The sequence below is a fragment of the Mesorhizobium sp. B2-4-18 genome, assembly GCF_006441385.1.
Lineage (GTDB): Bacteria > Pseudomonadota > Alphaproteobacteria > Rhizobiales > Rhizobiaceae > Mesorhizobium > Mesorhizobium australicum.
On record NZ_VFUW01000003.1, the window covers coordinates 73,607 to 92,480 of the forward strand.

Genomic DNA, 18,874 nt, shown 5'->3' on the forward strand with positions numbered 1-18,874 from the left:
TCAATCCTCGCGAATTGCGTAGCCTGCGCCACGGATGGTGCGTATCACATCGGGCATGCGGCCATTGTTGACCGCCTTGCGCAGGCGGCCGACATGCACATCCACGGTGCGCTCGTCGATGTAGATCGTCTCGCCCCAGACATTATCGAGCAACTGGCTGCGCGAGAACACGCGGCCAGGATGGCGCATCATGAATTCGAGTAGCCGGAACTCGGTCGGTCCGAGCCGGATCTCGCTCTTCTTGCGATAGACCCGGTGCGATTCGCGGTCGAGCACGATGTCGCCGACCTTGAGCACGCTGGACAGCACTTCCGGTTTGGCGCGGCGCAGCAGCGCCTTGACCCGGGCCATGAATTCCGGCGTCGAGAACGGCTTGACCAGATAGTCGTCGGCGCCGGTCGAGAGGCCGCGCACGCGATCGCTCTCCTCGCCGCGCGCCGTCAGCATGATGATCGGCAATCGCTCCGTCTCGGGCCGCATGCGCAGGCGCCGACAGAGTTCGATGCCGGAAACCGCCGGCACCATCCAGTCGAGCACCAGCAGGTCGGGCACGTTTTCCTGGAGGCGTATCTCGGCTTCGTCGCCGCGTGTCACCACCTCGACCTGGTAACCCTCGGACTCCAGGTTGTAGCGGAGGAGCACGCCCAGCGGCTCCTCGTCCTCCACCACCATGATGCGTGGCGCGATCATCGATCGATCATCCCTGCCGTCAAGCCGCCGGCACCGACATCGCCGTCTCGTCCTGCTTCGGACGGTTGGCGGGCAGTTGCGTGCCGGTCAGCACATAATACGCATTCTCGGCGATGTTGGTCACATGGTCGCCGATGCGTTCGAGATTCTTGGCGCAGAACAAAAGATGCGTGCAAGCCGTGATGTTGCGGGGATCCTCCATCATGTAAGTCAGGAGTTCGCGGAAGACCGAAGTGTATTTGACGTCGATGCGTTCGTCGTCATTCCTGAGCTTGGCGAGGGCGGCGGCATCGCCGGCCGCATATTCCTCGACGACGCCCTGCACCTGGATCAGCACCAGCTGCGCCATGGAGTCGATGGAATGCGACAAGTCGCGCGGCGTGGCGGTGAGGCCGACCGAGCCGACGCGCTTGGCGATGTTCTTGGCAAGGTCGCCGATGCGTTCGAGATCGCCCGCCATGCGGATCGAGCCGACGACATGACGCAGATCGTCGGCCATCGGCTGGCGCTTGGCGATCAGGGTGATGGCGCGATCATCGAGTTCGCGCTGGCGCGCGTCCATGATGGCGTCGTCGGAGACGACGCGCTGTGCCAGCGCGTTGTCGGAATTCAGCAGCGCCTTGGTGGCGCCGCCGACCATCGTGCCGGCGAGATCGCCCATGTCGCTGATCAGCTTGCTGATCTGTCCGAGATCCTCGTCGAAGGCTGCGACTGTGTGTTCGGCCATGATCCTGGTCCTCGTATGCGTGAGATCAGCCGAAGCGGCCGGTGATGTAGTCCTGCGTGCGCTTCTCGCGAGGCGACGTGAAGATCTTCTCGGTCTTGTCGAATTCGACCAGCTCGCCCAGATACATGAAAGCCGTCTGCTTCGAGACGCGCGCGGCCTGCTGCATGTTGTGGGTGACGATGACGATCGTGTAGTCGGCCTGCAACTCGTCGATCAATTCCTCGATCTTGGCGGTCGACAATGGGTCGAGCGCCGAGGCCGGTTCGTCGAGCAGGATGACCTCCGGCTTGACCGCCACGGTGCGGGCGATGCAAAGCCGCTGCTGCTGGCCGCCCGACAGGCTGAGGCCGCTGGCATTGAGCTTGTCCTTGACCTCGTTCCACAGCGCGGCGCGTTTCAACGCCTGCTCGACACGGCCGTCCATCTCGGCCTTGCCGATCTTCTCATAGAGCCTGACGCCGAAGGCGATATTCTCATAGATCGACATCGGGAACGGCGTCGGCTTCTGGAACACCATGCCGATCTTGGTGCGCAACAGGTTGAGGTCCTGCGAGCGGTCGAGAACGTTCTGGCCGTCGAGCAGCACCTGACCCTCGGCGGTCTGCTTGGGGTAGAGCTCGTAGATGCGGTTGAAGACGCGCAGCAGCGTCGACTTTCCGCAACCCGACGGTCCGATGAAGGCCGTCACGCTGCGCTCGGGCAGCGACAAGGTGATGTCCTTCAGCGCCTTCGACTGGCCGTAGTAGAAATTGAGGTTCTTGACCTCGATCTTCGCCTTGGCGGCTGCCTCTGTCGCAATCGTCATGTCTGGAGACAACATCTGGCTCATTTGTCCTCTCTGCGTCCGGTCAGGCTGCGCGCAAAGATGCTGAGCGCGAGAACCGTCAATGTGATTATGAGTGCGCCGGTCCACGCCAGTTGCTGCCACTCCTCGTAAGGGCTGAGAGCGAACTGGAAGATGGTCACCGGCAGGCTGGCCATCGGCGCATTGAGATTGCTCGACCAGAACTGGTTGTTGAGCGCTGTGAAGAGTAGCGGCGCCGTCTCGCCGGAAATGCGGGCAATGGCCAACAATATGCCGGTGACGATGCCGGACATCGCCGCGCGGTAGGCCACCGAACGGATCACCACCCAGCGCGGCGCGCCAATCGCCGTGCCGGCCTCGCGCAAAGCGTTCGGCACAAGGTTGAGCATGTCCTCGGTGGTACGCACCACGACGGGAATGACCAGGATGGCCAGTGCCACGGCACCGGCGATGGCCGAGAAATGCCCCATCGGCCGTACCATCAATTCGTAGACGAACAGGCCGATGATGATTGAGGGCGCCGACAGCAGGATGTCGTTGATAAAGCGCACCACGGTGGTGAGCTTCGAAAAGCGGCCATATTCGGCCATGTAGGTGCCGGCCAGCACGCCGATCGGCGTGCCGACGACGATGCCGATAATGGTCATCACGATGCTGCCGTAGATGGCGTTGAGCAGGCCACCGGCATCACCGGGCGGCGGGGTCATTTCCGTGAACACTGAGAGCGAAACGCCCGACAGGCCCTTATAGAGCAGCGCGCCGAGGATCAGCGCCAGCCAGGCAAGGCCGATGCCGGCGGCGATGACGCAGAGCGTCATCATCACGCCGTTCTTGCGCTTGCGGCTCTGGTGAAGCGATGCGGCTGTCGACATCGGTCAGACTCCGGTACGGGCATCGATGCGCATCAGCATGTAGCGGGCGATGGCAAGGATGAGGAAGGTGATGACGAACAGGATCAGACCGAGCGCCACCAACGAGGAGGTGTAGAGATCGCCGACGGCTTCAGTGAATTCGTTGGCGATGGTTGCCGAGATCGTCGTTGCCGGCGCGAACAGCGAGGCGCTGATCCGGTGGGCGTTGCCGATGACGAAGGTGACCGCCATGGTTTCACCGAGTGCACGGCCGAGCGCAAGCATGACGCCGCCCATGATGCCGATGCGGGTGTAGGGGACGACGACCCGGCGTGTTACCTCCCAGGTCGTGCAGCCAATGCCGTAGGCGGACTCCTTCAGCACCGGCGGCACCGTATCGAACACATCCTTGGTGATCGAGGTGATGAAAGGCAGGATCATGATGGCCAGGATCATCGCCGAGGTCAGCAGGCCGATGCCATAAGGAGGCCCGGCAAACAGGCTGTTAAGGCCGGGAATGCCGTGGAACACGTTGATGATGAAAGGTTGCACTGTCGTCTGCAGGAACGGTGCCAGCACGAACAGGCCCCAGATGCCGTAGATGATCGAAGGAATGCCGGCCAGCAGTTCCACCGCCATGCCGATCGGGCGCCGAAGCGGACGCGGGCAAAGCTCGGTAAGAAAAATGGCGATGCCGATGCCGAGCGGCACAGCGATCAGGATGGCGATGGCCGAAGTGATGATGGTGCCATAGATCGGCGCCAGGGCGCCGAATTTCTCGGTGACGGGATTCCAGCTCTCGGTGGTCAGAAAGGAGAAGCCGAAGGTCGACAGTGCCTGCCAGGAACCGGCGAACAGCGAGATGGCGACGCCCCCGAGCAGCACCAGCACGAGAATGGCGGCGGCGCGGGTCAGCCCATGGAAGATCGAATCGGTCAACGCGAACCGTCTGACGGTGGCGTCGCGTGAACCTCGAATGGCTGGCAAGGCTTCGTGGGCAGCGCTCATGTCAAGCTCGGCTCTTTGTGTTGATTGAAAAGGAGCGCCGCGGGGCGGCGCTCCTCCAGAAAGATATTACTCGCCGGCGTAGACGGGCTTGCCGTCGGCCTTGATGTCGGCCTTCCACGAAGCCTTGATCAGGTCGACGACGCTATCGGGGATCGACACATAGTCGAGCGCCTTGGCGGTTTCCTTGCCGTCCTTGTAGGCCCAGGCAAAGAACTTGAGCGCTTCGCCGGTGGCTGCGGCATCGTCCGGGGTCTTGTGGATCAGCACCCAGGTCGAGGCAGCGATCGGCCAGGTGGCGTCGCCCGGCTCGTTGGTGATGATGACGTTGAAGTTCTTGGCGCCCTTGAAGTCGGCGTTCGAAGCAGCCGCGCCGAAGGATTCGAGCGACGGCTCGACGACCTTGCCGGCGGCGTTCAGCATCTTGGAGTAGGAGAGATTGTTCTGCTTGGCATAGGCATATTCGACATAGCCGATGCCGCCGTCGGTCTGCTTGACGGTGTTGGCAACGCCTTCGCTGCCCTTGGCGCCGACGCCGGTCGGCCATTCGACGGCCGTATCCGAGCCGACCTTGTCCTTCCAGTCGGGCGAGAGCTTCACGAGGTAGTCGGTGAAGTTGAAGGTCGTGCCCGAGCCGTCCGAACGATGAACGACGGCGATAGCGGTCGACGGCAGCTTAAGGTCCGGGTTCAGGGCCTTGATCGCGGCATCGTCCCAGGTGGTGATCGCGCCGAGATAGATCTGGGCCAGCGTCTTGCCGTCGAGGACGAGTTCGCCCGGCTTGATGCCCGTGAGGTTGACGATCGGCACGATGCCGCCCATCACCATCGGGAACTGCACGAGGCCGTTCTTTTCCAGATCGGCGTCGGACATCGGCTTGTCGGTGGCGCCGAAGGTCACGGTCTTGGCGATGACCTGCTTGATGCCGCCGCCCGAGCCGATCGACTGATAGTTGAGGCCGATGCCGGTGTCCTTCTTGTAGGTGTCGGCCCATTTGGCGAACACCGGATAGATGAAGGTCGAGCCGGCGCCGGAAAGGTCAGCTGCCATTGCTGCGGAAAGAGTGAGGGTGGACGCCGCAGCCATTGCAATCGCAACGGCCGCCGAGCGGATGAAATGTCTCATGTGGCCTGCTCCTGTTCGGAAGATGGTCTCTCGGCGCCACTTCTTGCCGGCGCCCGCTGAGGCCAATAGCCTTCGATTATAACAGTCGCATGACAGTTTCATGTCAGCCCGGTAACGCGTTGCCGGCAACGCGAAAGACGCTGATCTCGGGCGCTCGCGGCGCGGTCCGAGTTTACCGCCGGAATCAGGGGCTTGAGCCGTTCGACGGCTGGAATCACCCCGGACTCGACCAGGCTTTTCCCAAATGAAGAAAATCCGGACGGGAGCGCGTTGCTCGCAGCCAGAGCGTGTCATGGCCGGGCCATCGCCAAAAACAGGTCCGTTGGGGTAGAGTGACACTGTTTCTTGCAGGCGGTCGCTGCTCCCGCCCGTAACTGAGAAGAGCGGAATTCGATTTCGCTATTGTTCCGGCTGGACGCCGCCTTTGATATGGCGCGATCGCACCATAGTCATTGCACGCAGCGGTAGCAGCGAATCTCCCGCTGATTCCCTGATTGCCTCGCCGGATCCCGCAATTCAGGCGACGCGGGCTCTATCCCGCGTTGCGGTGGACCTGACGGCCGGCGCCGACCCAGCGCTCGACCTTCTCGAGCAGGGCCCTGGGGCTGATCGGCTTGGGCAGATAGTCGTCCATGCCCGCCTCCAGGCAGCGCTCGCGGTCGCCCTTGAGCGCATGCGCGGTGACGCCGACGATCGGCACATGCGTGCCGGTCTCCTGCTCCAGCAGGCGGATCGCGGCCGTCGCTTCGAGACCGCTCATCTCCGGCATCGAGACATCCATCAGGATCATGCACGGATTCAGCGTGCCGAAGGCGTCGAGCGCCTTGCGGCCATTGCCGACGATCTCGAAACCATAGCCGGTCTCGCCGAGGATTTGCGTGAACACCATCTGGTTCACCTCATTGTCCTCGGCCACCAGTATATCCAGCCTGTGCCCGCCGGCCGTCGCAGGCAACCTGGGGCGAACCTGTGGCAGCTGCAATTGCGCGCGCTGCTCGGATGGCGCCAGGGGCGGCGGCCGGGAAGTCTCGGACGCCTCGCCCGCGAGCGGTTGAACGGCGTGGCCGCTGGTGGCGTGGCGATGGCGCTGGATGGTCGCGACCAGTGTTTCCAGGAGCACCGAGGAGCGCGCCGGCTTGATCAGCTGGGCGTCGATGCCAAGATCGCGGTAGCTGGTGTTGGCAAGCGACTGGTCGACCGATGTCAGCATGATGATCGGCGTGTCCGCGAGGCCCTCGGTGTTGCGCACGATACGCGCCATTTCGGCGCCGCTCATTTCAGGCATCTGGTAGTCGAGCACGACGCAGTCGACCGCCACGCCATAAGCTGCCGCGGCGATCAGCACCTTGAGACCTTCGGCGCCGCTTTCGGCCGCGCAGGAATCGAACGTCCACGAGGTCATCTGCTCGGTCAGGATGGCGCGGTTGACGGCGTTGTCGTCGACGATCAGCACGCGTGCGCCCGTCACGTCCACCGGCGTGATGCGCTGCCCGCTCTGCTGCCCGGCCCCTGGCAACGTTACGGTGAACCAGAAGGTCGACCCCTTGCCTTCGGCGCTCTCGACGCCAATGTCGCCGCCCATCAGATCGACCAGCCGCGAGGTGATGGCAAGGCCAAGCCCGGTGCCCTCGTGGCGCCTTGTCGAGGACGTATCGACCTGGCTGAATTTCTCGAACACCAGTTTCAGTTTTTCCTCGGGGATGCCTATGCCGGTATCGGTGACCGAGATCGTCAGCCTGGTTCCCGTTGGAACCCGTTCGCCGGTCACGTCGACCAGCACGTGGCCTTCATCGGTGAACTTCACCGCATTGCCGAGCAGGTTGGTGACGATTTGCCGGATGCGGCCGACATCGCCGATGAACAGGCTTTCGAGCCGCGGCTCGATGCGCACGATGAGCTCGAGATCCTTTTCCTTGGCCCGTGTCGATACCAGCGTCGCCACGTCCTCGATCGCCTCGGCGAGATTGAAGGGCGCCGGGTCGAGCACCAGCTGGCCGGCATCGATCTTGGAGAAATCCAGGATGTCGTTGATGATGGTCAAGAGCGCGTTGCCCGATTTGACGATGATGTCGGTGAATGTCTTCTGCTTGGGATCGAGATTGGATTTGGCCAGGAGTTCAGCCATGCCCAGTACGCCGTTCATCGGCGTGCGGATCTCGTGGCTCATATTGGCGAGGAACTCCGACTTGGCGCGGTCGGCGAGCACGGCGCGCCGGCGCGCCTCGCTGAGCTCCGCCTCGCGCTGCTTGAGTTCCGTGATATCGGTGGTCGAACCGATCAGGTAGAGCGAACCGTCGGAGGCGATCATTGCGCCCTTGCGGGCGAACTGATGCCTGACGCTGCCGTCTGGAAGGCGCACCGTCTCCTCGATCTCCTGGGTCTCGCCGGTACGCAGCACGGCGAGATCGCTGGCCACGAAGGCCTCGCCATCCGGCCCGAAGATCTCGACGTCGGTCTTGCCGGTCGCCTCCTGCTTGCTGAAGCCGGTGAGATCGCACCAGCCCTTGTTGACATAGAATTGCCTGAGATCGGAGCGCTTGGCGTAGATCGACACCGGCACGTTGTCGATCAGGCTGCGGAACACCTCGTTCTCGCGCATGCTCTCTTCCAGAGCTTGCTCGCGCGCCTTGACATCGGTGATGTCGGTGCTGGATCCGACCAGATGCACCGATCCGTCCGTGGCCACCAGGCGGCTCTTGCGCGTCATCAACTGCCGCACCGTTCCGTCACGATGAGTGACGGGCTCCTCGACCTCGCGCACATTGCCGTTCGTCACGACATCGGTGTCGTCCTGGCTGAAGCCCTCCGCTTCCTCGCCGTTGAACAGCTGACGGTCGGTCCGGCCGATGACGTCGTCCTTGGCGAGACCGGTCAGCGCGCACCAGGCCTTGTTGACGAATTCGATGCTCAGGTCCTGCGCCTTGATGAAGGCGGCTACCGGCAACTCGTCCATGACATGGCGGAAGAGATCGATCTGGCGCATCGAGTCATGAAGCGCCGCCTCGCGGCTCTTGAGGTCGGTGATGTCGACGCGCACCCCGATGAACGTGCCGTCGCCTGTGCGCATGTCGTAGACCTGGTACCAGCGGCCATCGGCATTGAGGCGCTCATAGGAGGAATTCGGCAGACGGTAACGCGCCAGGATGCCGTCAAGCCAGCGTTCGGAATCGCCTACGTACAGGCTGTCGATCCCAGGATCGCCGCTCGAACGGAAATAACCCACCGAATGGCCGAACTCCAGCGCTTCGCGGAAGGTGCGGCCGGGCTGCCAGAAAGGCTTCAGCGCCGGCAACGTATCCTGCAGCCTGTGGTTGGCGAAGACGAACTTGTCGTCGCGGTCGTAGATGATGACCCCCGCCGGCAGCGATTCCAGCACGCTGGCGAGATGCTTGCGCGCATCTTCGGCTTCGGTCTCGCGCCGTTTCATGTCGGAGATGTCGAACAGAAAGCCGGCGACATAGTCGCGGCCGCTTGCCATGCGGACGCGGTTCTTCCTGACGATACGCGAACGGGTGCCGCCGCCGGCCTCGAAGCTTTCTTCCACTTCGTATTGCTGTCCGCCGGCCAGCACCTCGCGTTCGCTGCTTTCGAACAGCGCGACCTCGTCCGGCCCGAGGAAATCGCTTCCCGGCCTGCCAAGCATGGCTTGCGGCGCCTGCTTGAACAGCGCCGCGAAGGCCTCGTTGACGAAGACGAAGCGCAGATTGTCATCCTTGACGAAGATCGGATCCTTGACCCCGTTGATTACTGCTTCCGCCAGCCGCGCCTTTTCCAGCGCTTCGGCAAGTTCGGCCTCGCGATCCTTCATGTCGGTGACATCGACATAGGAAATGAACCGCTTGCCGCCGGCCAGCGGCGCCATCGACGAGATCAGCGTCCTGCCGTCATTGCGCGGGAACTGCCTCGCTCCAGCTGTGCCGGCTCTGATTTCAGCCTCGCGTTCGGCGACATGCCGGTGCCATGTCGCGTCGTCCGAACCATACGGGTCGATGTCGCGGCTGGCTTCCATCAGATCGAGGAAGCTGCAGCCGGTCTCGGCGCGCCGGGCGTCGATCTGCCAGAAATCGTAAAAGGCGCGGTTGATGACCTCGGCACGCATGTCGGCATCGAGGACAAGAACACCGATCGGCATCTGATCGACCATGGTGCGGAGATTGGCGAAAGTCTCGGCTATCTTGGCGTTGGCATTCTCGATTTCGGCGTCCCGCCGCTTGACCTCGGTGACCTCATAGTAGGTCAGCAGGCGTTTGCCTCCCGACAGAGCCGTGACGGAGAACATCATGGTGCGCCCGTCGGTGTGGGCAAACTCCCGAGGTGCGACGGTGCCGGCCTTGATCTCTTCGATGCGCGTGGCGAGGTAGCGCTGCCATTGCTCTTCGTCGATGTCGCCATAGATGCCGTTGCGGCGATTGAGTTCCATCAGCAGGCTGAACGGCGCGCCTACCGTCACGGCCCCGTCCGGAATCCTGGAGAGATCGCGGTAGGCCTTGTTGACGATGAGCGTATCGAGCCTGGCGTCCAGAAGCACGACGCCCATATGCATGGCATCCATCGTCCGCTCGAGATCGGCGAGATGCTGGACGGCATCGCCGCCAGCCGCCGGCTGCATGGCCTCGAAGGCGCTGGCCAGCGCGGTGACGTTGCGGCCCAGGCCGCGATAGCCGACGAATTTTCCTTCGCTGTCGAAACGCGGGAAGCCTGACGTCAGCACCCAGCTGCAGTCGGGGCGGCCCCCCTTCAGTTCGTAGACGAAGTCGCGGAACGGCCGGTGCGCCTGCAAATCCTCCAGATGCGCCGCCGCACCGCGGTTGCCCTTCAGGACCTGGTTGAGAAAATCGAAGCGGAACCGGCCAAGCACCATTGCCGGATCGATACCGGTTGCCGCCTGGTAATCTTGGGAAAGCCAGGAAAAGCGCAATTCCGCGTCGGTTTCCCAAATCCAGTCCGAGCCCGCTTCGACGAGTTGGCGCAGCGCGTCGGCGCAATCCATGTCGACGCCGGATGGCCCATCGCCGCCAGGCGCGGCTGCCTTGCCGGGCTTGCGCTTGCCGCGCACGCCGATTGCTTCGTCCGATTCCGCCATGCTGTCCCCACCCCGAAAATCAAGGCCGAACCCTCCCTCCGCGGTCCGTCGGCGGAATGTGCCGCAGAAGCATTAACGATCCGCTAACCTTAACGGCGCAACCGGCCTGTTCCTGCTGCGTTATTCCGTCCGGTTGTGGCGCGGAGCAAGGCCGCGCTATAAGCATGCACAGGGGTGTTGCTAATGTACGGACGGATAGGGCCTTTCTTGCTGGGCGTGGCGCTGCTTTTCGGCGGCGGCTGCTCTCGCAGCTATGACGGCACGGTGGTTATTCCGCGGCCGCTCGACGCCAGGCGAATCTGGGACCGGCCGCCGCCCAATGTCGACTACCAGCCGCAGGTCGACAACAGCGCCTTTCCGGGTCCACCCCAGCCTCCTGGGCGGTTTAACGAGCGCAGGGTCGTTAAGCCTGCGCCTCACAGACGGTCTCAGACCAGGGCGACAACGCCCTCTCCTCCGTCATCGGGCCCCGAAAAACAATTGGCATGCAGGAACGTAAGCGCTCCCGGCCAAAGAGTTCGCATGGTTTGCGACTAATGCATAAAAACAAAGACCTAAAGCGCGGCGCCTGAATCCGCTTCGACGCGGCGTGCTTTGGAACGGTTCGGCTCTATAGCGTTGCCGCGCCCTTCCTCGGTTCCTTGGCGCCGAGCTTGTCGAGAGCAAGCCGAACCTGGCGCAGATCGTCCTGCCAGCCGTCATCGTCGCCCATCGGGCTCTCCGACGCCGCCCGTTGCAGCCCGCGCGCCTCGGACTCGATCTTGCGCAATTCGGCGATCTTCTGGTCGGTAGTCAGGGAGCCGTCTTCGACGATCTCCAGTACCCGCATTTCCCTGAACGTGGCCATGGCGCTTCTCCCTGCCTGATATCGACCACAACGCCAGGAAGCGGCCCCTGTTCCGAAGACGGCCGTTCCCACGAGAACACTCGTGGGTCATTCAGCCGGGAAAAAGGCGGGGCCGACCACACGCACCGTCCGCTGGCCGGCCTCGATCGACTGGAGCTGGGCGGCCGTCGCAGGCCGATGCGTCGAGCCTGCGATCAATCAGGCGTTACCGGTGTCCGGCGCTGAAACCTTTGCCCGTGCTGCTGCGTTGAGGCGCAAAGGAGAACGCGGGATGTCGATGCATTTCACCGTATCGGAGCTGACAAGAAGCCTTTTTCACTCCCTCGGGCTGGATCACGGGCGTGCCCCACGGCCGCTCAACCCCGAGCAAAACCTGTTGCTGGAGTGCTATCTGGCCGGGCAGATTCCGGAGTCGGCCTGGAGCGACTACGTCTTCGAGACCCCGGATCTGGCACGGCATGCCGAAGCACGGCGCCTGAGCCATTGATCCGCGGCGATCGGGGGAAAACGACACCCGACCCGGTTCTCCGGTTCGACGAACCACCCGTGCCGCTCCATGGCAGGCGTTCTTTGGGCGCTACCGCTATTGCTTGGGCGAAACGAATTGCTGCGTGAACACGTTGCCGGCAATCCCTTGCGACAGCTCCGGCGATAAACTCAGCGGCGTGCAATTCTTCACCGCCGCTATTGCCGCATCGATGAACGCCTTACGTGCCTTGTCGTCGCCAGCCACCTTGGCGGCGGTTGGTCGCGGCGGCCCTATCAGAGTACCGTCGCGCTTGAAACTGAAACTCAGGGTTACAGTCGAATCTCCGGCACCGGCAGGCGGTGTCCAGCAGGACTGGATCGCGGTCCCGACATCGTCCATAGTGTTGAGCGTTGCGGCAGATGCGCATACGACACCTGCCGACATCACACCCGCAATCGCCAGTTTTGCAACACGTTTCATCGCAAGCCCTCATCGTCACGACGGTCCGGCAACCCGCCGGACTGCTGGGATCGATGGTAGAGCCGACATGGGCAATGACAATATCCCTTGCCAAAAAGTTGTTCGAAGAAAGCCGACTGCGAAGCCGCCCTGGCGCCTGGCCGATGCGAGCCATGTAGCCCGAAAAAGCAAAAAGGCCGGCACGGAGCCGACCTTTCCTTTCCGCCTCGACAACTGCGCCAGTACATCCGTGGTCGCAGGCCGAAAGCGAATTGTCCCCAGTAGACAGGCTATTGGTAAACCAAACCTTAACCTGCCTGCCGTCCCCACCCGCAAGGCTAGGAATAGATGGCCGCGATGTCCATGATTGTCGCGATAGGACGGCCTACGCGACGGCCCTGAACTCGGTTTCTGGTATCGTTCCAAGTCCGGCACACTGCGCGCATATCATGGTCTTTCCCGGGCAACCGCTTTGATGTGTCCCGTGCGGGCAGCAATACCCTTTTGAGGCACGCCATCTCGAGCAGTCGAAAACCTTTCCACCGCCATGGCAGTGCGTGCATGTCGTCCCAACAGAGGCCATTCCAAACTCTACCCGACCCAAACCCGCGTTGCCGCGAAAGCTATCCCCGCTCCCGCAAGTATCAGAGATCGCAGTGCTTTCAAGCGTCGCGGCTTGACTTAAATTGGGTGGATTCGGGGTATGGGAAGCCCGGCCTCTCGCAGGCTTTGCGTGCTCTTTCGAGGTATGCGGAGCCCATGCGGGACGGGTCCGAAACTGCAGGATTGTCTGTAGGTCAACGACAGGAACGTTGCCTGGTACGCCCAAGGGGAATCGAACCCCTGTTCCCGCCGTGAGAGGGCGGTGTCCTGACCGCTAGACGATGGGCGCGCTCAAGAAGGGGCGATATAGGCTGACGGCCGGGAAAAAGCAACTGGGGTTCGGCGGCTTTGCCGCATCGAATGAAAAGCCGCCCCGCGTTACCGTTTCGGCTGGATCAGGTCCCACAGATTGCCATGCAGATCGGCGAAAACCGCCACCGTGCCATAGGCTTCGTGACGCGGCGCCTCGCGGAATTCGACGCCCTTGTCCAGCATCGCTGCATGGTCGCCGGCAAAATCGTCGGTTTCGAGGAAGAGAAAAACCCGGCCGCCGGTCTGGTTGCCGATGCTTTTCCTCTGCGTCTCGTCGGACGCCTCGGCCAGCAACAGCCTGGCGCCCTGCCCCTCGGCCGGCGCGACCGTGACCCAGCGTTTGCCGCCGCCGAGATCGACATCCTCCGTCAGCGTAAAACCCAGCCGCTCGACATACCAGGCGATCGCCTCGTCATAGCTGGCGACGACCAGCGCCACGGTCGCGACACGACGGTGTTCGGCGAAGCCGGTCATGTCGGTGGCAAATGTGTTTGCCGCATTGGCGCCGGCCTATTTGTTGCGGATCGCAAAACGGCCGATCAGGCGGCGCTCGGCGATATCGTAGACGAAGATCGCACGGCTGCCGTCGGCAAGCTCGGCGTCGATCGAAAGGCGGCTGCCCGACAGTGACTGACCGACCACCCTGGCGCCAACCGGCAGAACGATGTCCCCGCTGAGCGGTTCGCCAGCGGGCACCTGGACGTCGCCGGCCAGCGGCGGGCTCACCGGCGTTGCCTTGCGTGATTTGTAGACAATCGCCGCGATCACCACCATAAGAGCCAGAAAGAGCAGGCCGAGATTGATGGCCATGAAGCGGATGAGCTTGCCGCGCAGCTTGTCGACTTCGGGGGCGAGCGGTTTTTCCTGCTCTTCATCGGCATCGGGCCGGGCCATGGCAAACATTCCGGAATGGTTTTTCGATGAGCGCTCATAGCGAAGAGGCCCCCGAATTGATAGAGGACCTGTTGATAGAGGCCGCGCCCACCTTGCTGGTCGCCGGCGCGGATGCGGCCGGCCAACGGCTCGATCAGTGGCTGGCGGCAGCCCTTGGCCCGGACATGTCACGCAGTCGCGTGCAGATGCTGATCAGGCAAGGCGCCGTCGTCATCGACGGCAAGCCGGTCGACGAAACCAAGCGCAAGATGCGCGCGGGCGAAAATGTGTCCGTAGCCATGCCGGAACCGGAGCCGGCGCAGCCGCAGGGCGAGAACATTGCGCTCGACGTGCTCTACGAAGACGACGAGTTGATCGTCATCAACAAGCCGGCGGGGCTCGTCGTGCACCCCGGCGCCGGCAATTGGACCGGCACGCTGGTCAATGCGCTGATTCATCATTGCGGCGACAGCCTGTCTGGCATTGGCGGGGTGCGCCGCCCGGGCATCGTCCACCGCCTCGACAAGGAGACCAGCGGCGTCATGGTGGTCGCCAAGACCGACCGTGCCCACAAGGCTCTGTCGGAGGCGTTCGCCGACCACGGCCTGACCGGCGATCTCGAGCGCGCCTACCTGGCGCTGGTCTGGGGCATACCGCAGAGGCCGACCGGAACGATCGATGCACCGCTTGGCCGCGCCTCCGACCGGGTTCGCCGCGCCGTGGTGCCGGAAGGCCGCGACGACGCACGCCACGCGGTCACCCGTTTTGCCGTGCAGGAGCGTTTCGGCGAGGGCCAGCGGGAATTCGCTGCCGCTAGCCTCGTCGAATGCCGGCTGGAAACCGGTCGCACCCACCAGATCCGCGTCCACATGGCCCATATCGGCCATCCCGTGATTGGCGACCCGGACTACGGGCTAGCCTTCCGCACCAAGGCCAATCGGCTGCCCGAACCGCTGAAACGCCAGGTCGAGGCATTTTCCCGGCAAGCTTTGCATGCATGGCTCCTTGCATTTCGGCACCCGACTACCCATCTAACGATGAGGTTCGAGGCGCCGTTACCGGGGGACATGGAGGAACTCGTCGGCGGCTTTCGCAAGCTCTGAACCTGCCATCAAAAAACCTGAGTGGCATTGTTCACTTCAGCGTGACACACTGTTTCGTGTTGAACAAATGCCTGTCTTTTCTGGTTTTGTTCCTGTATAAGATCTGTTGTCGCGAGCGAGCCTTTTGGTGTTCGCGTCACATGCCTGCCGCGTTTCGGGGGCATCACTCCAATAGAGAGGGGGCGCTATCATGGCCCAGTCATTACCCAGTATCGTTTCCGGTGAAGGCGGCCTCAGCCGCTATCTGGAAGAAATCCGCCGCTTTCCCATGCTTCAGCCGCAGGAAGAGTACATGCTCGCCAAGCGTTACGCCGAGCATGAAGACACCACGGCCGCGCACAAGCTCGTCACCAGCCATTTGAGGCTCGTCGCCAAGATCGCCATGGGCTATCGCGGCTATGGCCTGCCGATCGGCGAAGTGATCTCGGAAGGCAATGTCGGCCTCATGCAGGCCGTCAAGAAATTCGAACCCGAGCGCGGTTTTCGCCTCGCCACCTACGCCATGTGGTGGATCAAGGCCTCGATCCAGGAATACATCCTGCGCTCGTGGAGCCTGGTCAAGATGGGCACGACCGCCAACCAGAAGCGTCTGTTCTTCAATCTCCGCAAGGTGAAGGGCAAGATCCAGGCGCTGGACGATGGCGACCTCAAGCCCGACCAGATCGCCGAAATCGCCACGCGGCTGAACGTTTCCGAGGCCGAAGTGGTGTCGATGAACCGCCGCCTGTCCGGCGACGCGTCACTCAACGCGCCGATCCGGGCGACGGAAGGCGAGTCCGGCGAATGGCAGGACTGGCTGGTCGACGACCACGAAAGCCAGGAAGAGATGCTGATCGAGCAGGACGAGCTGGAAAACCGGCGCGGCATGCTGTCGGGCGCTCTGGCCGTGCTCAACGATCGCGAGCGGCGCATCTTCGAGGCGCGCCGCCTCGCCGAGGAGCCGCTGACGCTCGAGGAACTGTCGGCCGAGTTCGACATCAGCCGCGAGCGCGTGCGGCAGATCGAGGTGCGCGCCTTCGAGAAGGTGCAGGATGCGGTCAAGGCCGCCGCCAAGCGACAGATGCAGGCGCTGCGCACCATCGAGGCACAGCCGGCGGCTTAAAGCCGGCTTCGCGCAGGAAGTAGCAGGGCGGCGTCAGGAAACTGGCGCCGCTTTTTTTGTACGCCGCAGCCGGGACGACGGTTGCCTCAAAGCGAATCCAGCGGAAATTTGAGGTAGCGCCGACCATTGGCTTCCGGCTCTGGCAGCCGCCCCCCATTGATGTTGACCTGCAGCGCGTGCAGGATCAGCCGCGGCATCGGCAATGTGCGATCGCGCGCCTCGCGTAGCGCAACGAACTCGGCCTCTGTACGCGCGGCGACAAGATGGATGTTGGTCGCCTTCTGCGCCGCGACCGTGCTTTCCCACATCGGTTCGCGCCCGCCGGCCTGGTAATCATGGCCGACGAACAGCCGGGTTTCCTCCGGCAAGGCCAGGATGCCCTGGATCGAGCGCCACAACCGCGCGGCGCTTCCACCGGGAAAATCCGTTCTTGCCGTGCCGCTGTCGGGCATGAACAGGGTGTCGTGGATGAAGCCGGCGTCACCGATCACATAGGTGATCGATGCCAATGTATGTCCAGGCGAGAACAGCACCTTGACCGGAAGGGTTCCGATCCGGAAGGTCTCGCCCTCGGCGAACAGCCTGTCCCATTGTGAGCCGTCAGCCGGAAGGTCCGGCCAGTTATAGATCACCTTCCACAGTGCCTGGACGTCGACGACCCTGTCGCCGATGGCCATCGGCGCGCCGGTCCTCTGTTTCAGGTAATGCGCCGCCGAGAAATGGTCGGCGTGGGGATGGGTATCGAGGATCCACTCGAGCTCCAGCCCGTTTTCCCCAATGAAATCGAGCAAGCTATCCGCGCTCATCGTACTCGTCGCGCCGGATTTTTCATCGAAGTCGAGGATTGGATCGATAATGGCGCATCGCTTCGTCGCCGGGTCTGCGACGACATACTGGATGGCCCCGGTCGGCTTGTCATAAAAACCGCTGACCAGCGGCTTCGCCAAAGTTATCTGCACGTCCGGCTTCCCCAGACCTAGCCGGCAGGAACGATTTTCTCCGCCGGAACCCACCGTGAGCATGGTTGTCCGCCCCGACGAACCAGTCAAGCATGACTTGGTTCGCAGGAGCGGAAAACGCCGGAAACCATTCCGGCGTGCTCGCTCAGGCGGAGGGCTGCTTGGTCTTCCTGAGATAGGGCAGGATGGTCTCGTAGGCGCCGAAGCGCTTGATCGCATCCTCGTTGGAAACGGCGGCGGTGATGATGACGTCCTCACCTTGTTTCCAGTTCGCCGGCGTCGCCACTTGATGCTTGGCGGTGAGCTGCATGGAATCGACCGCCCGCAGGATCTCGTCGAAGTTGCGCCCCGTGGTCATCGGGTAGGTAAGCACCAGCTTGATCTTCTTGTCCGGCCCGATGACGTAGACCGAGCGCACGGTGGCGTTGTCGGCGGGTGTGCGGCCTTCCGAAGTTTCGCCGGCACCGCCTGGCAGCATGTCATAAAGCTTGGCGACCTTGAGGTCCTTGTCGCCGATCAGCGGGTAATGCACCGAATGGCCGGTCGCCGTCTTGATGTCGTCCTGCCATTTGCCATGGCTTTCGACCGGGTCGACCGAAATGCCGATGATCTTGACGTTGCGCTTCTTGAACTCGCCCTCGAGCCCGGCCATCGTGCCAAGCTCGGTCGTGCAGACCGGCGTGAAATTCTTCGGATGGCTGAACAGGATCGCCCAGCCGTCGCCGATCCAGTCATGGAATTTGATGGCTCCCTGCGTGGTCTCGGCGGTGAAGTCCGGCGCGATATCGTTGATACGAAGACTCATGACCTATCCCTACCCCTTGTGAATGTGGCCGGATCTTCGCCGCCCGGCGCCCGGCACCTGATCGTAGCACCGCAGCGCGACTGATTAAACGCTGGAGATGACGGCCATTCACTCGATGGGCAAAAATTTTTCCCCACACGCGGGATCAGGCCAAAAATACGTCGTGGTATCGGGCATGAGACAAGCGGCAGGGATCAGCGAAGACGCCTCAGGCCTTGTTGATTGCCAGCGTCGCCGACAAATCTTCCATACGCTGCGCCAGGGCGCCGAGCGCGCTGGTCAGCACGCTGTCGCTCTTGTCGGCCTTGGTCAGCGCCTCGTCGCGCGTCTTGCGCAAGGTCAGCACTTCGCTTTCCATGCCCTTGACGCGCTTCTGCAGCTCGGAAAGCTCGTCCATCACCATGATGCCGGCCATGACGGTCAGCCGCTGGTCGCCGATCTCGCCGAAGGAATCCTTCAGGTGCGAGACATAGCGGTCGAAACGCTCGGCGAGATCAATCAGATGCTCTTCCTGGCCCTCGTCGCAGGCCATGCGGTACTGCTTGCCGTCGATTGAAACCGTGACCTGTGCCATCGGGCCAGCTCCTATCTGTCCAACACGGCGCGGATGGTTTCCATCGCGGTCACCAGCCGTCGCGACACTTCCTTGTTGGCGTCTCCCAGCCGTTCGGCGCGCGCTTCGGAATTGTCGAGTTCCTGCGCCAACCGCGAGCGGTCGGCATTCATCCGCTGTACTTCGGCCTCGGCTTCCGAATAGTCACGTTCATGCTCGAGCTTGGCCGCGACGGCGTTTTCCAGCCCTTCGATGGCCTTGCCCAGCCTGGCGATCACTTCCTTGAGCGTGGTTTCCCCGGTCATGGCTTCGTCCTGTGCCTGCCCATCACCGAATCGTTCGCGTTCAGAACGCGTTATCCCGGAAACATTAGGCACCGGGTGAAGGCAACGTCAATAAAGCTCTCGCGACTGTCCCCCGCTAACGCTAAAGTAGGTCCGCCGCCGACATCACAAGACCGGCAAATCTGCACCCGATTTGTTGACTAAAAGCCCGCGCCTGCT

18 protein-coding genes and 1 tRNA gene are annotated in these 18,874 nt (G+C 62.7%); 3 read left to right on the plus strand and 16 right to left on the minus strand.

What is annotated here, in order from left to right; translation table 11 throughout:
- The 8 genes from phoB to FJ527_RS07455 form a co-directional block, all read right to left on the minus strand.
- A complete protein-coding gene (gene phoB / locus FJ527_RS07415) occupies positions 1–690 on the minus strand; it encodes a phosphate regulon transcriptional regulator PhoB (protein ID WP_010911896.1) in 690 nt (229 codons plus the stop codon).
- 19 nt (positions 691–709) lie between these two features.
- The gene (gene phoU, locus FJ527_RS07420; RefSeq protein ID WP_140662983.1) at positions 710–1,417 is read right to left on the minus strand and encodes a phosphate signaling complex protein PhoU; all 708 of its coding nucleotides are present in this window, start codon (positions 1,415–1,417) and stop codon (positions 710–712) included.
- Positions 1,418–1,442: 25 nt separating this feature from the next.
- A complete protein-coding gene (pstB, locus tag FJ527_RS07425) occupies positions 1,443–2,246 on the minus strand; it encodes a phosphate ABC transporter ATP-binding protein PstB (RefSeq protein WP_140509733.1) in 804 nt (267 codons plus the stop codon).
- Complete coding sequence (gene pstA, locus FJ527_RS07430) at positions 2,243–3,094, minus strand: phosphate ABC transporter permease PstA (protein ID WP_015315385.1); 852 nt, start codon at positions 3,092–3,094, stop codon at positions 2,243–2,245. Before pstA ends, pstB begins: the two co-directional genes overlap by 4 nt.
- A gap of 3 nt (positions 3,095–3,097) precedes the next feature.
- Positions 3,098–4,081 carry a phosphate ABC transporter permease subunit PstC gene (pstC, locus tag FJ527_RS07435; protein WP_140712709.1) on the minus strand — a complete coding sequence of 328 codons (984 nt, stop codon included), beginning with the start codon at positions 4,079–4,081 and terminating at the stop codon, positions 3,098–3,100.
- Between the two features lie 66 nt (positions 4,082–4,147).
- Positions 4,148–5,203: a phosphate ABC transporter substrate-binding protein PstS gene (gene pstS / locus FJ527_RS07440; protein ID WP_015315383.1), complete on the minus strand. Its 1,056-nt coding sequence runs from the start codon at positions 5,201–5,203 to the stop codon at positions 4,148–4,150.
- Between the two features lie 532 nt (positions 5,204–5,735).
- Positions 5,736–10,286 (minus strand): PAS domain-containing protein, encoded by a 4,551-nt coding sequence (locus tag FJ527_RS07445; protein WP_181166301.1) that lies wholly within the window; start codon positions 10,284–10,286, stop codon positions 5,736–5,738.
- A gap of 610 nt (positions 10,287–10,896) precedes the next feature.
- Positions 10,897–11,133 (minus strand): hypothetical protein, encoded by a 237-nt coding sequence (locus FJ527_RS07455; RefSeq protein ID WP_015315381.1) that lies wholly within the window; start codon positions 11,131–11,133, stop codon positions 10,897–10,899.
- A gap of 271 nt (positions 11,134–11,404) precedes the next feature.
- Between FJ527_RS07455 and FJ527_RS07460 the strand changes: the two genes are divergently transcribed.
- Positions 11,405–11,620 carry a hypothetical protein gene (locus tag FJ527_RS07460; RefSeq protein WP_140616727.1) on the plus strand — a complete coding sequence of 72 codons (216 nt, stop codon included), beginning with the start codon at positions 11,405–11,407 and terminating at the stop codon, positions 11,618–11,620.
- A 96-nt stretch (positions 11,621–11,716) separates the two neighbouring features.
- Here FJ527_RS07460 and FJ527_RS07465 read toward each other — a convergent pair whose 3' ends face one another.
- From FJ527_RS07465 to FJ527_RS07480, 4 genes are all read right to left on the minus strand, one after another.
- Positions 11,717–12,082: a hypothetical protein gene (locus FJ527_RS07465; RefSeq protein WP_015315379.1), complete on the minus strand. Its 366-nt coding sequence runs from the start codon at positions 12,080–12,082 to the stop codon at positions 11,717–11,719.
- A 796-nt stretch (positions 12,083–12,878) separates the two neighbouring features.
- Positions 12,879–12,953, minus strand: a tRNA-Glu gene (locus FJ527_RS07470).
- An 89-nt stretch (positions 12,954–13,042) separates the two neighbouring features.
- Complete coding sequence (locus FJ527_RS07475; RefSeq protein ID WP_140616708.1) at positions 13,043–13,450, minus strand: VOC family protein; 408 nt, start codon at positions 13,448–13,450, stop codon at positions 13,043–13,045.
- A gap of 36 nt (positions 13,451–13,486) precedes the next feature.
- A complete protein-coding gene (locus FJ527_RS07480; RefSeq protein ID WP_140616707.1) occupies positions 13,487–13,870 on the minus strand; it encodes a fimbrial protein in 384 nt (127 codons plus the stop codon).
- A 26-nt stretch (positions 13,871–13,896) separates the two neighbouring features.
- Between FJ527_RS07480 and FJ527_RS07485 the strand changes: the two genes are divergently transcribed.
- Complete coding sequence (locus FJ527_RS07485; protein WP_140616706.1) at positions 13,897–14,952, plus strand: RluA family pseudouridine synthase; 1,056 nt, start codon at positions 13,897–13,899, stop codon at positions 14,950–14,952.
- Positions 14,953–15,142: 190 nt separating this feature from the next.
- A complete protein-coding gene (gene rpoH, locus FJ527_RS07490) occupies positions 15,143–16,054 on the plus strand; it encodes an RNA polymerase sigma factor RpoH (protein ID WP_015315375.1) in 912 nt (303 codons plus the stop codon).
- 86 nt (positions 16,055–16,140) lie between these two features.
- On the opposite strand, the gene FJ527_RS07495 is transcribed toward rpoH, so the two are convergent.
- The 4 genes from FJ527_RS07495 to FJ527_RS07510 all read right to left on the minus strand — a co-directional run bounded on the left by FJ527_RS07495 (position 16,141) and on the right by FJ527_RS07510 (position 18,676).
- Positions 16,141–17,013 carry an MBL fold metallo-hydrolase gene (locus FJ527_RS07495; RefSeq protein WP_140822468.1) on the minus strand — a complete coding sequence of 291 codons (873 nt, stop codon included), beginning with the start codon at positions 17,011–17,013 and terminating at the stop codon, positions 16,141–16,143.
- 145 nt (positions 17,014–17,158) lie between these two features.
- Positions 17,159–17,818 (minus strand): peroxiredoxin, encoded by a 660-nt coding sequence (locus FJ527_RS07500; protein ID WP_015315373.1) that lies wholly within the window; start codon positions 17,816–17,818, stop codon positions 17,159–17,161.
- A 208-nt stretch (positions 17,819–18,026) separates the two neighbouring features.
- On the minus strand, positions 18,027–18,392 hold the full coding sequence (locus tag FJ527_RS07505; RefSeq protein ID WP_015315372.1) for a cell division protein ZapA: 366 nt from the start codon (positions 18,390–18,392) through the stop codon (positions 18,027–18,029).
- 11 nt (positions 18,393–18,403) lie between these two features.
- The gene (locus tag FJ527_RS07510) at positions 18,404–18,676 is read right to left on the minus strand and encodes a DUF4164 domain-containing protein (protein ID WP_140822470.1); all 273 of its coding nucleotides are present in this window, start codon (positions 18,674–18,676) and stop codon (positions 18,404–18,406) included.
- Between the last annotated feature and the right edge of the window lie 198 nt (positions 18,677–18,874).

Excerpts from the sequence above, each read along its gene's own strand:
- pstB (WP_140509733.1), bottom strand. The coding sequence starts at position 2,246 with ATGAGCCAGATGTTGTCTCCAGACATGACGATTGCGACAGAGGCAGCC.
- phoB (WP_010911896.1), bottom strand. The coding sequence starts at position 690 with ATGATCGCGCCACGCATCATGGTGGTGGAGGACGAGGAGCCGCTGGGC.
- FJ527_RS07445 (WP_181166301.1), bottom strand. The coding sequence starts at position 10,286 with ATGGCGGAATCGGACGAAGCAATCGGCGTGCGCGGCAAGCGCAAGCCC.
- FJ527_RS07510 (WP_140822470.1), bottom strand. The coding sequence starts at position 18,676 with ATGACCGGGGAAACCACGCTCAAGGAAGTGATCGCCAGGCTGGGCAAG.
- pstC (WP_140712709.1), bottom strand. The coding sequence starts at position 4,081 with ATGAGCGCTGCCCACGAAGCCTTGCCAGCCATTCGAGGTTCACGCGAC.
- pstA (WP_015315385.1), bottom strand. The coding sequence starts at position 3,094 with ATGTCGACAGCCGCATCGCTTCACCAGAGCCGCAAGCGCAAGAACGGC.
- FJ527_RS07480 (WP_140616707.1), bottom strand. The coding sequence starts at position 13,870 with ATGGCCCGGCCCGATGCCGATGAAGAGCAGGAAAAACCGCTCGCCCCC.
- FJ527_RS07465 (WP_015315379.1), bottom strand. The coding sequence starts at position 12,082 with ATGAAACGTGTTGCAAAACTGGCGATTGCGGGTGTGATGTCGGCAGGT.
- FJ527_RS07460 (WP_140616727.1), top strand. The coding sequence starts at position 11,405 with ATGTCGATGCATTTCACCGTATCGGAGCTGACAAGAAGCCTTTTTCAC.
- FJ527_RS07455 (WP_015315381.1), bottom strand. The coding sequence starts at position 11,133 with ATGGCCACGTTCAGGGAAATGCGGGTACTGGAGATCGTCGAAGACGGC.
- FJ527_RS07485 (WP_140616706.1), top strand. The coding sequence starts at position 13,897 with ATGAGCGCTCATAGCGAAGAGGCCCCCGAATTGATAGAGGACCTGTTG.
- FJ527_RS07475 (WP_140616708.1), bottom strand. The coding sequence starts at position 13,450 with ATGACCGGCTTCGCCGAACACCGTCGTGTCGCGACCGTGGCGCTGGTC.
- rpoH (WP_015315375.1), top strand. The coding sequence starts at position 15,143 with ATGGCCCAGTCATTACCCAGTATCGTTTCCGGTGAAGGCGGCCTCAGC.
- FJ527_RS07505 (WP_015315372.1), bottom strand. The coding sequence starts at position 18,392 with ATGGCACAGGTCACGGTTTCAATCGACGGCAAGCAGTACCGCATGGCC.
- phoU (WP_140662983.1), bottom strand. The coding sequence starts at position 1,417 with ATGGCCGAACACACAGTCGCAGCCTTCGACGAGGATCTCGGACAGATC.
- pstS (WP_015315383.1), bottom strand. The coding sequence starts at position 5,203 with ATGAGACATTTCATCCGCTCGGCGGCCGTTGCGATTGCAATGGCTGCG.
- FJ527_RS07500 (WP_015315373.1), bottom strand. The coding sequence starts at position 17,818 with ATGAGTCTTCGTATCAACGATATCGCGCCGGACTTCACCGCCGAGACC.